The sequence below is a fragment of the Roseibium aggregatum genome (assembly GCF_014692675.1).
Lineage (GTDB): Bacteria > Pseudomonadota > Alphaproteobacteria > Rhizobiales > Stappiaceae > Roseibium > Roseibium aggregatum_C.
In genome coordinates this window covers 67,113-81,401 of sequence record NZ_JABFCZ010000026.1, presented here as the reverse complement: position 1 = coordinate 81,401, position 14,289 = coordinate 67,113, and the positions used below count along the sequence as shown (strand labels likewise).

Below are 14,289 nucleotides of genomic sequence, written 5' to 3'. Positions count from 1 at the left end.
GGGCGACGAAGCGAAGACGTTCCTCCATAACGGACACCTCTTTCCACGGCATCGACACCTCCCGCAAAAACGAAAAGTGTTACCTATGTGTCCGGAACGTTTTGTCACCTATCTCTCAGGTCGGGCAACCGGGTCCGACCCGGAGACATAGCGAACACTTTTGGTCCGAACAGGTTTGGAAGAGGTTCAAATCTGCATGTCTCATCGCAGCATAGTTTTTTGGTTCAATTTGAATTCTGAACGGCAAATTGCCTCAGTTCTTCATAACTTTCGAAAACTTGCCCGGTGCCCGGCCCTTTGATGATTAGCCACATTCCGTCCGGTCTTTGTCTGCATTCACAACTTCCGATTCTGGTCGGCTCATTTTCTACTGGGTAGGAGCTGTCGCCAACGGTTTGACTTGGTGGATGAACAGGGCTTTCGATGGTCGGTTTTTCATTCCTGGCAATATGTAAGAGTTCTCGTGTCATTTCCGCGGTATCGACAGCCGCGCGACTAGCTTGAACGATAGCAACGGAAATAAGTCCAAATAATACTGCTGCCACTCCAGGCACAACTGTGAGTATTATTTGCAAGTTCGACCAATGTTTTGATGATCCTTGTCCCAAACCGATTATAACAGCGACCGCGCCAGAGATGGCTACCAACATACCGACAGTTTCAAGAACTGTAAACGCAGCGCGAGCCGTCGCATAACTTCTTTCATAGTGCATCATTGGTTTGCCTCCTGGCTAGTAAGTAATCCAAGTTAACCAACTATTAGTTTTAACGTCAAAAGAAACACGCGAGAGTGAGATTTGTTGCGCTGTATGTTCACTTGCATATGTGAAATTGGTTTTGCCCGGGCACGGAAGAGATCCGAAGCCGCGTGGCTGAATAGGCATCTGAAACAGCAAGTAGGTGCGGCCGACTGCCGAATTTCGTGAATGATTTCAAAGTGGCGTGAACGCTGCTTTGGCCTAGGCGCGACCCGAAAAAGACATGATTTCTCAACTCCCCTTACATTTCTGCCGGGGTCGCCAATTTTCAAGAAATCGTGGTGTCGGGGATGCCGGAAAGCCGTATCGCGCGGCTGTAGAGCTATAGCGAACCAGAACCAGAATGTTGCTGATTAACTCCGGAGCATTCCGAAAAAGCACGGGACCCGCAAGCACTCGTTTAGCCTGGGTCCCTACAAAGGTATCTCGGCGGACACCGAACCCCCAAATGAGATGCGGTGTCCTGCCTGAATTCAAGCATGCGCCGGCCGTCAGGCGTTTTCTTTTGCGCCTTTGCCTTCCGAAATCGTCAAAGGCGTGATCTTCGCCTTGAGGAGCATGTTCATTTCTTCGGAATCCTCGTCCAGCGCGTTCAGCGCCATGTCGAGGAAATAGGCGCAGAAGGTTCGCCCGTCTTTTTCCGCTTCACGCTTGGTGAAGTAGATCATGCGCTTCAAGGTTTCTTGGGCGAGTTCGTCGCCCGGGGCCTGGGTCAGGTCGATGTCAACCGCTTTGGACATTTTTGATACCCACCATAATTTGGAAATTCGATGTGCTGCCTCTTGGCATTCTTCTTAGTGCAGGAGGATCGTTTCGCCGCGTGAAATTACCGTGATAGATATATCCTACATAACTGAAAACAGTTTTGCAGCGTATTCGCAAAACTTGGTAACTGCTGCATAATCCAATTCAGTGGCACTCTAAAGATTGATCCTTGGAACATGGGAAGAGTTTTGAAAATTCAAAGCCTTGGCGTTCCTGCACTTACCGATGACGCGGGTGTTCCAGTTGCCGTGAAGACACGCAAGGCCCTGGGCATCCTGATTTTTTTGCTGAGGACGCCCGGGAACACAATTCCGCGAGAAGCGCTCGCAGATTTTTTCTGGAGCGACACATCGCGGGATAAGGCGACCCAGTCCCTGCGTCAAGCCTTGCGGCAGTTGCGTAATATCGAGGAAATGACGGGGATCGATTTCCTGCAGACCGGAAACATGCATGTCTCGCTGGACCTTGGCGAACTCGATTGGGACCTGGTCCGGCTGGAAGCGTTGATCGAACGCGGGGAAGCCGCGGATTTCAAACAGGCCGAATCCCTGTGGAAAGGCGAATTCCTCTATGGCTACGAAGCGCTCGATCCGGAGTTCAACAGCTGGCTGCTGATTGAAAGGGAACGAATCCGGACCGGTCTTCTGGCCGATTGTTTCAAGAAGATCGATGGAATGTCCGCCGGAAAGGACAGCGAAACCATCGAGGCGGCTGCCAAATTCCTGCTCCACATGGACGGCGCCCTGGAGCATGCGCATCAGGTCCTGATCCGGCTTTACCTGGCATTGGGACAAAAGGAGCGGGCCCGGCAGCAGCTCAAGGCTTGCGAACGGGAGCTGTCGATCAGCCTCGACGCCAAACCTGATGCTGCAACCTACCGGCTTTTTGAGGAGATACCCGATCCGGCTCCGTTGGGAACGGGGGCAAAACCCGGTGTGTTCAATCTGTCGGGCATGCTCGGTCCCACAGACAGCGGGGAAATCCGCCTGCCGGAAATTTCCATCCTGTCCCTGTCGCTCGACAGCACCGGACAGATGAATTCCAGGATGCTGCGGGATGAAATCGTGGCCGGGCTCTCGTCCTACCGGTCGTTCGAGCTGGTCCAGGCCGAATACAAGGATGAGGACGGTGGTGGCAGTATCACGCGTGTGGAGAGCGGCGAGCTGGGAAGCTATCTCCTGCGGTTCCGGCATGACCCAGCCGCAAACCGCGTCTATATCCAGTTTGAGAGCCGCGATACCGGCAGGATTCTTTTCAATGAGATCATCGATTTCGACGTTCTCAGCGACCGGAATGCAGCCCTTGTGGCCGCCTTTCACACGGTAAGCCGCATTCATGCCTATGTGGTTGGCCGCTTGCGCAAGGCCGGCATGTCGACGCCGTTTGCGCGCTGGTGTCAGGCAGAATCGCTGATGTGGGATTTCTCTCCTACATCTGACGAAAAGGCGCTACGGATCCTGAACGAGCTAGAAAAGTCGCACAACACGTTTTCGATGACCTACGCCGGCAAGGCATCGATCGATATGAAGCGTCTGCTCTATTATCCGAAGGAAATGGCCGATTCCGAACGGAAGATAGAGGACATCCTGTCCCTGGCGGAACGGGGCGTCCTGCTGGATCCCTGGCAGCCGATCAATCAGCGTGTGTACGGTTGGGCGCTTGTCCAGTCAGGACTTGCCGAAGATGCCAAGCGGGCTTTCAGGCACGCCGAACAGCTCAATCTCGTGGATCCGAACAACCTGATGTCGGTTGCCGAGGGATTGGCTTTCGTCGGAGATATTGAGAATGCGCGCAAGATCGCGGAACGGGCGTTCGGGCTGTTTCCCGCGGTGCCGCGGATCTTTTTCGAATATCTGGCGAATATTCATTTTGCGGCCGAAGACTACATGTCGGCTACCGAATTTATCGAACGGGCCCCGGCGGGAAGCATCTTCGGCCTGACCACGCGCATTGCAGCCCTGGTCTGCACAGGCCGGGAAAGCGACGCGGTCAATGTGCTGCAGACGTTCAGCAGCCGCTTTGGAGAAAGGGTTGATCGCGATCTGCTGGGTTCGCATGATCAGTCCCCATGGCACCAGAGGATCAATTTCTTCCAGGATCCGAATACCCGTGCGAATTATCGTCGCGGTGCCGATCTGGTTCAGCGGTTTTTCCAGGGCGGGTTGTGATGGTTCCGTCCGGAACTCCTAGTTCAAAGCGGGTGTGATGATGGTTCCGGCGACCCGCGCCAGATAATCGGGATCGTGCTGATCCATCCGCTGCTGATTGAGACGGAAAGGCAGGACCGCGAAGGGGTGGCCCGCCTGTTCACTCACGACCTTGAAATTGAACAGCGCCGTTGTCTCCTCGGGCAGGCCGATACGGCGCAGTTCCGACTTCGGATCGGTTTCCAGGCGTTTCCTCAAGTCCGGGTCGATGGAGGCTTCCGCCAACAGGCGGCCAAGCTCGCGGATGTTTTCCCTGTAGTATGGAAATCGGGCCATGCCCGTACCCTCCGATCTGGGGTTGCGGATGCGGGCCGGAGCGCCCGCATCCGGAAAGGTGCCGGATCAAGCGGCTTATTTCGGCAGGTCTTCGTAGAGACAGGCGCCGAGAGCCTGGCGGCCGAGTTCTTCCAGATAGGCATCATCGCCCTTGGCGAGCCGGGACGCGTCGATACCGGCCGGCACGACGAGGTGGACCGTATCTGCGGTATCCGCATAGACGGTCATGTCGGAGGACAGACCGGCTTCGGGGAGCGAAGCTGCCGGATCTGCAACGAATGATTCGCGGGCCAAGCTGTCGGAAAGAATTTGCCCGAGCTTGAGACCTGTTTCGAGCGTTTCGCGGCTATGAATGTCGTGAGTCATTTTCCAAAAACCCTGCGCTTGTTGCCAAATTAGGCTGACGTTTCTTATTTCACCTGAAAAATCTTCGGGAAATATCAGGTGAAAATTCGATAAAATGGCCAAAGTAGGCCAGAGCAAATTACGATTACGCAATAAGCTCTTGCTATTGGCCGTTAAATACTTTTTGAAAGCGTTGAAATGATCAATAGGAATATGTAAATTACTTGGCTGTGCAATTTGAGGTAGATTTGGCGTGTGGATAAGGCGTGACGGCTGACGAGGGAATGATGGTGCGGCTTCTGGAACGGCTTCTGAACGGGAGGGTGAACCAACGTGCCGGGGGAGCGGATCCGGCCGGCGATAGAGCGGCTGCGGCCCGTCTTCTCGAATGGGGGCTTGCCGAGGAAGCTGGCGCGGACATCTGCCTGCCGGCGGGTGTAAGCGCAGAAACTGTCAGCCTGTTTGCAGGCCTGATCGACACGTTTGATCCGATCCTGAAGCGGGTCGCATTGAAGGATTCTCCGATGCATTTTTGCACTGGACTTGTCCGGTTGCCGTCCCCCTGGAATCCGGCGCCAACTGAAGCCCGCTTAACCATTCCTGCAGGAGGTCAGGGGGAAAATCCGGCATTGGCCGCCATTTCCTGCCTGGGGGAAATGGCTGAACGCATAAGTCTTTTTTCCAAGGGTCCCGGGGACCAGCGAACTTTCGATAAAAAGAATGCGTTCGAGGATCTTCCGCTCGGACCGGTTCTGGGTTTCAGCGCGCGTCAGGAAAAGAAGTTTGCCGAACTCTATCCCGCGGTGCAGGCGGTCTTGAGGAACGACCGGATTGACTGGAATGGGTTATCGGGCAGGCGGGTCTGGGTCACCAATTTGCGCGATGGCCGCCGCGGACAAATTCCGGCATTCGGTGTTCTTTTGGGCGAGCGGGAGGGGGCGGCTGGATCCGTTCCACGCGTCGCCTCCAGCTCGGGCGCAGCGGTCTGGTCGAACCGGGAAGACGCTGCACGGCGGGCCCTTCATGAGCTTGTCGAAAGGGACGCTTTCGGGCGCGCCTGGTACAACCGCTTGGGGATAACTCGGGTGTATCGGGATGATTGGGACCGGATTCTGCCTGAAAATTTAGCACAGTATCTGATCGGTCGTGCGCGCAGCACGTGTGTCATGCGCGTCGTCAGTGATCTGGACGTGCATGTTCTGGCGGCTGCGTCGTATCGGGAAAACGGTTTGGGGGGATGCCTGGGAGTTGCAGCGGCACCCACAGCTGCGGGGGCTGCCTTTTCCGCGGTTGCGGAAATGCTGCAGGCGGAAATTTCGCTGGAACTTTCCGCCCGCGCTTATGAAGCGGACCGCAGGCGCGGCGATGTGCAAATGCCACCGGGCCTCGCTGCGGCCGGAACGCTCCGATTATCCGATGAACTGGGGTTGGAAGACCTGCCGCGGACAGATCCGAAGGCTCTGGCGCAGGTGTATGATGAGGGAGATCTGGAGCGCAGTTGCCATGCGCGCAACATTGATCTCTGGCAGTTTGACGCGACCAGGGCGGACCTTGGCATCCCTTGCGTGAAGATCCTGTCGCCGCAGCTGTGTTCGTGGCAGCCGAGGTTCGGAAAGGAGCGGCTCTTCATCGCCAAGGGAGCGATCAGCAAGGCCGAAAGGGACGTTCTCGAACTGGAATTCGAAAAACGACCGTTTCCATTTTGAAAGGCTGGCTCAGGGCGATGGCGTTGACAGCCAGGCCGCGCGACGATATTAAAAATATGAGTTCAATATTCAGCTTTTATGTTGGGCACTCTCCGGCGATTGCCGGATGCCTTCTCAGGGCTCTCTGGAAACTCAGGCGGGCAGTGGCCCGCCTTTCTTTTTGCGCGACGGACCGGGCCGTCAGACGCTATTGAAGGTTCGGGCGGCCATCCTCGGTCGGCCGCGACAGCGTCATGACCCAGAAATGGCGCCACTTGCCGTTGGAGCGGTCCACGCTGGCTATGCCGACACGTGTCACATAGGGATTGAGCAGGTTCTTGTTGTGGTCCTTGGGTCCCTGCCATCCGGCGAAGGCGGCCTGAAGCGAGGCATAGCCGGCCCCGAGGTTCTCCGCGCCGGCATAATTCGGATAGTTTGCCTTCTCCAGTCTCTGTGACAGTCCGAAGGCACTGTGCGCCCAGGTGTCCATGCTGTCGCGTCCGGCAATATGGCGGGCCATGTCCGCCGATACGGCATCCAGGCGCTCGTCGTGGCGCAGGGGGGGGCGGCCGTTTTGGGCGCGGTAGGCGTTCAGCATGTCCAGCATCGCCTGACCGTCGACAGGAACCCGGGTAAAGACCGGCTGGTCCTCCAGTTCCTTGTTGTTCTGAAACGAGCCGCACCCGGCAAGCGGAACAAGGAGTGCGGCCAGAAGACCCCCGGCAATCATTATTCTGGCGATGGTTTTCACAAGGCTCATTCCGGTTCATCCCCGGGCCAGTTTACGCCCTCGTCCGACCAGAAGGGGAAGGGCCCCGGATGGCTTTCGACATAGGCCATATGTGTCACGAGACCCGCGGTTGGCGTGTAACGGTGCAGGAAGAAGGCCGGTGGTTCGAAATTGAACATGGACGGCGCTTCGTCGGCGAAGTCGAGAACGACCTGATGGGCGACACTCGGCGCAAGGGTCATGACCGTTCCGGCGAAGCCGGCGATGATCGGCCGGTGCACGTGGCCGCATAAAAGCCTTTCGACATGGTTGTGAGCGCCGATCACCTCCCCCAGCGCCTGTGTGTCGGCGAGGCCGATGCGATCCATGTGAACGATGCCGGTCTGCGCCGGCGGGTGATGGACTGCAACAAGCGTCGGCCGGTCGTCTTCCGACAGGGTCTTGTCCAGCCAGGAAAGTTGCGCCTCGCCCAGATGCCCGTGCGGTTTGCCCGGAACGCTGGAATCGAGCGCCACAAGACGCAGGCTGCCGATTTCCACGGCATAGCACAGGTCCGGACCTTCGCTTTCCTTGATGCCCGGAAAGTCGGACATGGCGGCGCGCATGCCGGCAGCCGTGTCGTGATTTCCGGGGATCAGGTATACGGGCATCGGCAGCTTGCCGAGCAAATGCCGGGCAAGCGCGTATTCGCGCGGATCGTCCTTGTCTGTGAGATCGCCGGTCAGCACGACCGCATCCGGTCGGCTTTCAAGGGACAAAAGCGCCTTGATCGCCCGTTCGGCCAGCATATTGGTGTCGCTGACCCGGTAGCAGGTCAGGCCGCGCGGGCGCAGGTGCAAATCGGTGATATGGGCAATCAGTGTCATGGGTGATTCCGGAATCGATAGAGCCGCAAAGCGGGGTCGACGATAGTCAAACCTGAGGGGCAAGCAAGGACCTGTTTGCCTTTTTAGAGTGTGTCCGTAACTGATGACAGGCCTTGAAACCTCATGTAGGAGGAGGCAGCTAAAGATGACCGCTCCGAGATGCCGTCGGTGCTTGCCTGTCCGGGCCGGAGCAAGCGGATCTGAGGAAGAATGACAGAGACAGCGGATAATCCGGAAGAAAATCCAGGGGCTGCGCCAAAGGCGCCGGCGCGCCCGCTCTGGGTCCGGCTGTTCGGACACGATGTGTCCGCTCCCCTTTTTCTGCTGCTGGTCTCGCTGTTCCTGTTCGTTCCCGGCCAATGGACCGTTCCGCCTCTCGACCGGGACGAACCGCGTTTCACGCAGGCGACCAAGCAGATGCTGGAGACGGGGAACTATGTCGATATCCGGTTCCAGGATCAGGCCCGCTACAAGAAGCCTGTCGGGATCTACTGGCTGCAGGCGGCGGCGGTGAATGCCTCCGGACTGGGACCGGAGGCGCCGCTTTGGGTCTACAGGCTGCCTTCGGCGATCGGCGCGACACTGTGCGTCCTCCTGACGTTCTGGGTTGCCCGGGCCTTCATGGGACCGGCAGGCGCACTGGTCGCGGGGCTGTTCGTTGCCATGGCGATCATCCTCGGTGTCGAGGCGCGGCTGGCCAAGACGGACGCGGTACTGTTTGCCACGATCCTCCTGGCGCAGGGCGCGCTTGCGCGCATTTGGCTAAAGGAGACGGTCAAGCGCCGGTGGGGGCTCGGCTTTGTTTTCTGGACGGCCCTGGCGGCGGGCGTTCTGGTCAAGGGACCGGTGGCGCCGATGGTGGTCGGTCTGACCGTGATCGGCCTGATGGCGCTGAAGCGGCAGGTCGCCTGGTTCAAGGGCGCGGTTCCCTTGTTCGGCATCCTGTGGTTCATCCTGCTCGTCTCGCCCTGGTTCATCGCCATCTGGCTGGCGACCGACGGGGCCTTTTTTCAGGAAGCGATCGGCAAGGACCTTCTCGGCAAGGTGGGGCAGGGGCAGGAAGGCCACGGAGCGCCTCCTTTGACCCACCTGGCCACCATGCTCGGGGTTTTCTGGCCGCTGCCGGGGTTCCTCTTCCTGTCCCTGGCCACGATCTGGCGGGAACGGGCTAGCCGGCTCGTCATTTTCTGTGTGTCGTGGTTCGTGCCGTCCTGGGTGGTTTTCGAACTCGTGGCCACCAAGCTTCCCCATTACACCATGCCGCTGCTGCCCGCGCTCGCTCTGCCGGTCGCAGCCGCCCTGGTGGATCCGCAACGGATCCCGGCCGGCAAGGCGCTCGGGTGGATCGGTGCCGTTCTTCTGGCTCTGCCTGCTGTCGGGATCGCCGTCGGATCCTTTGCCGGTCCAGCGTTTCTTGGCGACTGGCCGTCGCCGCCGGGTGCGGTCATTTGCGTGTTCGGCGCGGTCCTGGCCGTCATGGCGGCCCGGTGGCTTGTTGCCGACCTGCCGATAAAGGCTGTTCCTCCGGCGCTGGGCGCTGCGCTGTGCATCGCCGTCGGCGTCTGGGGCTTTGTCGGGCCCGGCCTGACGGCGATCTGGGTCAGCCCGCGTCTCGTGCAGGCGATCTCCGACGTGCCCGGATGCAAGCCGGCCCAAGTCGTGACCAGCGGTTTTAACGAGCCGAGCTTCATTTTCCTGGAGGGAACCGCTACACGGATTGTCTCGGCGGAGCAGGCCGCGGATTTCCTGGCCGGCAAGGACGAAAGCACAGGTTCCGGCTGCCGGATCGCGGTTGTCGAAAGCCGTCAGAAGGACGCATTTATGAAAGCTTCCGCGGCAAACGGGCTTGTGCCGCAAATGGTAAGCAGGGTAGACGGCCTGAATATCAATGGTGGCAAGAGGCTCGATATCGGTCTCTACCTGCCGGCCCAGGGCGACAACGAGCGCAAGTAAAGCATGACGCGGACCAGTTTGATCGATGGCTTGAGACCGGTTGCCTCGCGCGTGCGGCGCAATTACCGGGCCATGCGTCAGATTCTGGCCCGGCGCAAGATGCGCGCCGCCCGGTTTCACGATCCCCTGCGTCCCGGACAGAGGCCGCAAGACATACTGGCGGTCCTGATGCTCACCGTCGGCATCGCGGTGGTGGCCTTCGACGTGCCGACCTATCCCTGGATCAGATCCCTGCCGGACGAATACCGGCGCGCCTTTTCCGCTTTCACCGATTTCGGCAAGGCGCACTGGATCCTGTGGTCGACCGGGCTCGTCTGTATCGCCCTGCTGGCGCTGGACGCATCGAAGCTGACGTTCCGGCTCCGCATGGGCGTGGGAGCGGTCTTCACCTATGCGGCCTTCACCTTCTATACGGTCGCGGTCACGGGGATCCTGGCTCTGGTGCTCAAATGGGCCCTGGGGCGCGCCCGCCCGAAACTCTATGAGGACGCCGGGCCCGTCGCCTTCGATATCCTGTCGTTTCACGGGCACGGTTACACCAGCTTTCCGTCCGGCCATTCCACGACGGTGGCCGCACTCGCCACTGCATTGGCGCTCATCATTCCGACCTGGCGCTGGTTGATCGTGGTTGTAGCCTTCTGGGTTGCCTTCAGCCGGATCATGGTCGGGGCCCATTATCCGAGCGACGTCATCGCCGGTACCCTGCTTGGCATGACATTCACATTCTTCACCGCCCGCGCGCTGGCGCGCCGCCGCATCGGCTTCCACCTTTCGAAGGCGGGGCGGATCGAACCCATCATGAGCCGGCGATCGGCAGCCAGTTGCCTGCGCGCTTTCCGGCAAGTCTTGCGCGGACGTCGCAGTCCATGGAAGGCCGACGAGCGCCCGGCAGCGGCGGCAGGCGAAGCGGACGGAACGGTGCAATGACCCTGAGTTTTCGGGAAACGGTCGCCGGAGCGACCGGCGATCTAGAGGTGACCGTGGTTGTCCCGGCCAAGGACGAGGCGGAAAACCTGCCCATTCTCCTTGACGAAATCGGTGCGGCGCTGGCCGGGCGCAGGTTCGAGGTCATCGTCGTGGACGACGGCTCCTCCGATGGCACCGACAAGGTTCTGCAGGCTTATGCTGCGGAAAACCCCTGGCTGCGGCCGTTCCGGCATGAGACGTCCTGCGGCCAGAGCTGCGCGGTGCGGACCGGCGTGCTCAATGCCCGCGGCGATGTGGTGGCCACCATCGATGGCGACGGGGAAAACAATCCCGACTACATTCCGAAGCTCCTGGACGCGCTGAAGGCAGGAGGTCCGGCCGTGGCCCTTGCCGCAGGTCAGCGGCTCGGCCGAAAGGCCAGCCTCGCAAAGCGCCTCGCTTCGAAATTCGCCAACAGGCTCCGTGGCGCAATCCTGAAGGATGACACCCGCGACAGCGGTTGCGGCCTGAAGGCGCTCAAACGCGAGGTTTTCCTGCAATTGCCCTATTTCGACAGCTGGCACCGCTTTTTGCCTGCTCTCGTCATCCGGGAAGGCTACGGGGTTGTGCATATCGACGTGCAGGACCGGCAGCGCCGGCACGGCACATCGAAATACGGAATTTTCGACCGGGCCCTGATCGGGATTCTCGACCTTTTCGGCGTCTGGTGGCTGCGCCGCCGGCGCAAGACCATACCAAGCGCACGCGCCCTTACCGGCGCGCCTGACGCCTGATCTGATACGGACGTACCCATGACCGCGCTCTTCGACTGGCTCAACACCGTCTTCATCGAACAGTTCAATTTCTGGATCGTGTTGGGTTTCGTCGCCCAGGCGATGTTTATGATGCGTTTCGTGATTCAGTGGATCGCATCGGAACGGGTCGGGCGTTCGATCGTTCCTGTCGCCTTCTGGTTCTTTTCGATCGCCGGCGGATCGCTGCTTCTGGTCTATGCGGTCCAGCGCCAGGACCCGGTGTTCATCGCGGGCCAGGGGCTCGGCCTGATCATCTATTTCCGGAACCTGTGGCTCATCTTCAAGGAAAAGCGGCGCGATCCGACGATCTGACCGCGCCGCCTTTTCAGTTTCAGCCGAACGCCCTGTCGAAGGCCTGCGAGAGATCCTTGATCAGGTCTTCCGGGTCCTCCAGGCCGATATGCATGCGAATGGAGCAGTTTTCCGGATCGGGTTTGGTTGCCGTGCGGATGCCTGCCAGCTTCACCGGAATGGCCAGGCTCTCGAACCCGCCCCAGGAAAAGCCGAGGCCGAACAGGCTCAGGGCATCAAGAAACACGGCGCGCTGGGCGTCCGTCGTACCGGCTTTGAAATCGAAGGCAAACAGGCCGCTGGCGCCGGAGAAATCCCGCTTCCAGATGGCGTGGCCCGGATCGCTTTCAAGCGCGGGATAGTGGATTGCGCCGACCTCGGGCCGGGTCTGCAGCCAGGAAATGACCTCCAGCGTGTTCTTCATGTGCCGTTCGAGGCGGACAGACAGCGTCCGCAATCCGCGAAGGCCCAGATAGACATCATCGGGCGCGACGTGAACGCCCATGAATCCGTGAAAATCGTTCAGGGCCGGCCATGCCTTTTCACTTGCGGCGATCGTGCCGAGCATCACGTCCGAATGTCCGACGATATATTTCGTGCCGGCCTGGATCGACAGGTCCACGCCGAGGGAAATCGGCTGGCAGTAGAGCGGGCTTGCCCAGGTATTGTCCATGAGGACGGTTGCGCCGATGTCATGGGCGGCTTCGGCGATGGCTGGAACATCCTGCATTTCGAATGTCAGCGAACCCGGCGCCTCGGTGAAGACGGCCCTGGTGTTGTCCTTGAACAGGCTGCGAATCTCTTTGCCCAGCCCCGGGTCGTAGTAGCTGACCTCGATATTGAATTTCGGCAGCACATTGTCCGAGAACTTCCGGGTCGGCGCATAGGCCGTATCGGGGACGAGCATGTGGTCGCCGGCGTTCAGACAGGAGAGGCAGGCCAGGGAAATCGCATTCAATCCGGAATTGGCGAGTTTCGTGCCGGCGGCGCCTTCCATCTGGGTGATCGCGTCTTCAAGGGCCTCTGTGGTCGGATTGCCCCGGCGTCCGTAGACGTATTTCTGTCCACCCGATGCCATCGTTTCCACATCGGGAAACAAAACGGTGGACGCGTGGACCACAGGGGGATTCACAAAGCCATGGAATTCCCTGGGGGAACGTCCGGCATGTGCCACAACGGTGTCAATGTTATGGGCAGCAGACGACGTCTTTTTGGTCATGTTCACCTTCTGTGCATTGTACGGGTAATCATTTCTGCGGTCCGAAACCGGAAATGTCAGATTCAGCGGACTGTAACCCCTTGACCGGCCCCGTCAAATGCCATCGAATGGGCCTGTCGGAACCACGGCAGTCCGCCTGGAGGAAAGAACCGGGAAATCCGGTTTGACGCAATACCGCTCAGCGGGCGTCGAGGGCAACTGCCGCAGGGGCCGGCAACTTAAAGTATGGGTAAAAAACAAAGGCTGCATTTCCATGTCAAAAAAAATCCTTCCGTTGGTGCTGGGCGCTGCTATGGGCGTTGCGGCGTCGGCCGCACATGCCGGTACGCTCGAAGACGTCAAGGCCAAGGGCTTTGTTCAGTGTGGCGTTAGCCAGGGCCTGCCCGGCTTCTCCAACCCGGACTCCCAGGGCAACTGGACCGGTCTGGACGTCGACCTTTGCCGCGCCGTAGCTGCCGCCGTCTTCGGTGACGCTTCCGCCGTCAAGTTCACCCCGCTGTCCGCCAAGGAGCGTTTCACCGCGCTTCAGTCCGGCGAAGTCGACATCCTGTCGCGCAACACCACCTGGACCATGTCCCGCGACACGGCTCTGGGCCTGAACTTCGCAGGTGTGAACTACTATGACGGTCAGGGCTTCATGGTCCGCAAGGACCTGGGCGTGACCTCTGCTCTTGAACTGTCCGGCGCATCCGTTTGCACCAACACCGGCACCACCACCGAGCTGAACGTTGCCGACTACTTCCGCGCCAACAACATGCCGTATGAAATCGTCGCCTTCGAAAAGGCCGACGAAGTTGTTGCCGCTTATGATGCCGGCCGTTGCGACGTCTACACCACGGACGCTTCCGGTCTCTATGCACAGCGCCTGAAGCTGTCCAACCCGGGCGACCACATGGTTCTGCCGGAAATCATTTCCAAGGAGCCGCTCGGTCCGGTGGTTCGTCAGGGTGACGACCAGTGGTTCAACATCGCCAAGTGGACCCTGAATGCCATGATCAACGCTGAGGAACTCGGCGTGACCTCTGAAAACGTTGACGAAATGAAGGGTTCCGACAACCCGTCCGTCAAGCGTCTTCTGGGTACTGAAGGTGCTTTCGGTGAAGCGATCGGCCTGTCCAACGACTGGGCCTACAACATCATCAAGAACGTCGGCAACTACGGCGAATCCTTCAATGCCAACGTCGGCCCGGATACGCCGCTCGGCATCGCCCGCGGCATCAACGCCCTGTGGTCGAAGGGCGGCATTCTCTACGCTCCGCCGGTCCGCTAAGGCCCGGTTGCGTTTTCAAGCCTCCGAGGCCCGGCGTCATTCGCCGCCGGGCCTCCCATAACCAGCCATGATAATGCGCAATCAATGCGTTTGGCTTTTTCAGAGGGTGTGCCCGTTCCGGTCGACGGGGACCTGATGCAACGTCATCGGGGTTGGACTTCGGAACAGGCAAATGCGGGCGGCGACCTGAAAGAACAAAGGGG

The 14,289-nt window shown here is 59.4% G+C and carries 14 protein-coding genes; 7 read left to right on the top strand and 7 right to left on the bottom strand.

The window, feature by feature from the left end; translation table 11 throughout:
• Nucleotides 1–224: 224 nt before the first annotated feature.
• The gene (locus tag HK439_RS21465; protein ID WP_190293527.1) at nt 225–716 is read right to left on the bottom strand and encodes a hypothetical protein; all 492 of its coding nucleotides are present in this window, start codon (nt 714–716) and stop codon (nt 225–227) included.
• 533 nt (nt 717–1,249) lie between these two features.
• Nucleotides 1,250–1,498 (bottom strand): hypothetical protein, encoded by a 249-nt coding sequence (locus tag HK439_RS21460; RefSeq protein ID WP_190293526.1) that lies wholly within the window; start codon nt 1,496–1,498, stop codon nt 1,250–1,252.
• A 411-nt stretch (nt 1,499–1,909) separates the two neighbouring features.
• Between HK439_RS21460 and HK439_RS21455 the strand changes: the two genes are divergently transcribed.
• Nucleotides 1,910–3,691 (top strand): bacterial transcriptional activator domain-containing protein, encoded by a 1,782-nt coding sequence (locus tag HK439_RS21455; RefSeq protein ID WP_190293525.1) that lies wholly within the window; start codon nt 1,910–1,912, stop codon nt 3,689–3,691.
• Between the two features lie 18 nt (nt 3,692–3,709).
• Here HK439_RS21455 and HK439_RS21450 read toward each other — a convergent pair whose 3' ends face one another.
• Nucleotides 3,710–4,006, bottom strand: a complete 297-nt coding sequence (locus tag HK439_RS21450; protein ID WP_190293524.1) for a hypothetical protein — start codon at nt 4,004–4,006, stop codon at nt 3,710–3,712.
• Nucleotides 4,007–4,081: 75 nt separating this feature from the next.
• On the bottom strand, nt 4,082–4,372 hold the full coding sequence (locus tag HK439_RS21445) for a hypothetical protein (RefSeq protein ID WP_190293523.1): 291 nt from the start codon (nt 4,370–4,372) through the stop codon (nt 4,082–4,084).
• A 245-nt stretch (nt 4,373–4,617) separates the two neighbouring features.
• On the opposite strand from HK439_RS21445, the gene HK439_RS21440 reads away from it, so the two are divergent.
• Nucleotides 4,618–6,057 (top strand): YcaO-like family protein, encoded by a 1,440-nt coding sequence (locus HK439_RS21440; protein ID WP_190293522.1) that lies wholly within the window; start codon nt 4,618–4,620, stop codon nt 6,055–6,057.
• Between the two features lie 187 nt (nt 6,058–6,244).
• Here HK439_RS21440 and HK439_RS21435 read toward each other — a convergent pair whose 3' ends face one another.
• A complete protein-coding gene (locus HK439_RS21435; RefSeq protein ID WP_209011977.1) occupies nt 6,245–6,796 on the bottom strand; it encodes a CAP domain-containing protein in 552 nt (183 codons plus the stop codon).
• Entirely contained in the window at nt 6,793–7,632 is an 840-nt protein-coding gene (locus HK439_RS21430) for a phosphodiesterase (RefSeq protein WP_190293521.1), read from the bottom strand. Before HK439_RS21430 ends, HK439_RS21435 begins: the two co-directional genes overlap by 4 nt.
• Before the next feature lie 210 nt (nt 7,633–7,842).
• Between HK439_RS21430 and HK439_RS21425 the strand changes: the two genes are divergently transcribed.
• The 4 genes from HK439_RS21425 to HK439_RS21410 are packed head-to-tail and all read left to right on the top strand — an operon-like array spanning nt 7,843 to nt 11,618.
• Nucleotides 7,843–9,585 carry an ArnT family glycosyltransferase gene (locus HK439_RS21425; protein WP_190293520.1) on the top strand — a complete coding sequence of 581 codons (1,743 nt, stop codon included), beginning with the start codon at nt 7,843–7,845 and terminating at the stop codon, nt 9,583–9,585.
• A gap of 3 nt (nt 9,586–9,588) precedes the next feature.
• Nucleotides 9,589–10,512, top strand: coding sequence for a phosphatase PAP2 family protein (locus HK439_RS21420; RefSeq protein WP_190293519.1), 924 nt, complete (start codon nt 9,589–9,591; stop codon nt 10,510–10,512).
• A complete protein-coding gene (locus tag HK439_RS21415) occupies nt 10,509–11,285 on the top strand; it encodes a glycosyltransferase family 2 protein (RefSeq protein ID WP_190293518.1) in 777 nt (258 codons plus the stop codon). The genes HK439_RS21420 and HK439_RS21415 overlap by 4 nt, the downstream gene beginning before the upstream one ends.
• 18 nt (nt 11,286–11,303) lie before the next feature.
• Entirely contained in the window at nt 11,304–11,618 is a 315-nt protein-coding gene (locus HK439_RS21410) for a lipid-A-disaccharide synthase N-terminal domain-containing protein (protein WP_190293517.1), read from the top strand.
• Nucleotides 11,619–11,637: 19 nt separating this feature from the next.
• Here the strand turns inward: HK439_RS21410 and metC are convergent, their stop codons facing one another.
• A complete protein-coding gene (metC, locus tag HK439_RS21405; RefSeq protein ID WP_190293516.1) occupies nt 11,638–12,816 on the bottom strand; it encodes a cystathionine beta-lyase in 1,179 nt (392 codons plus the stop codon).
• Between the two features lie 253 nt (nt 12,817–13,069).
• Here metC and HK439_RS21400 point away from each other — a divergent pair, with 253 nt between their 5' ends.
• Nucleotides 13,070–14,086, top strand: coding sequence for an amino acid ABC transporter substrate-binding protein (locus tag HK439_RS21400; protein WP_190293515.1), 1,017 nt, complete (start codon nt 13,070–13,072; stop codon nt 14,084–14,086).
• Nucleotides 14,087–14,289 lie beyond the last annotated feature (203 nt).

What these genes read in the sequence shown, in the direction of transcription:
- HK439_RS21465 (WP_190293527.1), bottom strand. Translation starts at nt 716, where the DNA reads ATGATGCACTATGAAAGAAGTTATGCGACGGCTCGCGCTGCGTTTACA.
- HK439_RS21460 (WP_190293526.1), bottom strand. Translation starts at nt 1,498, where the DNA reads ATGTCCAAAGCGGTTGACATCGACCTGACCCAGGCCCCGGGCGACGAA.
- HK439_RS21450 (WP_190293524.1), bottom strand. Translation starts at nt 4,006, where the DNA reads ATGGCCCGATTTCCATACTACAGGGAAAACATCCGCGAGCTTGGCCGC.
- HK439_RS21445 (WP_190293523.1), bottom strand. Translation starts at nt 4,372, where the DNA reads ATGACTCACGACATTCATAGCCGCGAAACGCTCGAAACAGGTCTCAAG.
- HK439_RS21435 (WP_209011977.1), bottom strand. Translation starts at nt 6,796, where the DNA reads ATGAGCCTTGTGAAAACCATCGCCAGAATAATGATTGCCGGGGGTCTT.
- HK439_RS21430 (WP_190293521.1), bottom strand. Translation starts at nt 7,632, where the DNA reads ATGACACTGATTGCCCATATCACCGATTTGCACCTGCGCCCGCGCGGC.
- HK439_RS21425 (WP_190293520.1), top strand. Translation starts at nt 7,843, where the DNA reads ATGACAGAGACAGCGGATAATCCGGAAGAAAATCCAGGGGCTGCGCCA.
- HK439_RS21420 (WP_190293519.1), top strand. Translation starts at nt 9,589, where the DNA reads ATGACGCGGACCAGTTTGATCGATGGCTTGAGACCGGTTGCCTCGCGC.
- HK439_RS21415 (WP_190293518.1), top strand. Translation starts at nt 10,509, where the DNA reads ATGACCCTGAGTTTTCGGGAAACGGTCGCCGGAGCGACCGGCGATCTA.
- HK439_RS21410 (WP_190293517.1), top strand. Translation starts at nt 11,304, where the DNA reads ATGACCGCGCTCTTCGACTGGCTCAACACCGTCTTCATCGAACAGTTC.
- metC (WP_190293516.1), bottom strand. Translation starts at nt 12,816, where the DNA reads ATGACCAAAAAGACGTCGTCTGCTGCCCATAACATTGACACCGTTGTG.
- HK439_RS21400 (WP_190293515.1), top strand. Translation starts at nt 13,070, where the DNA reads ATGTCAAAAAAAATCCTTCCGTTGGTGCTGGGCGCTGCTATGGGCGTT.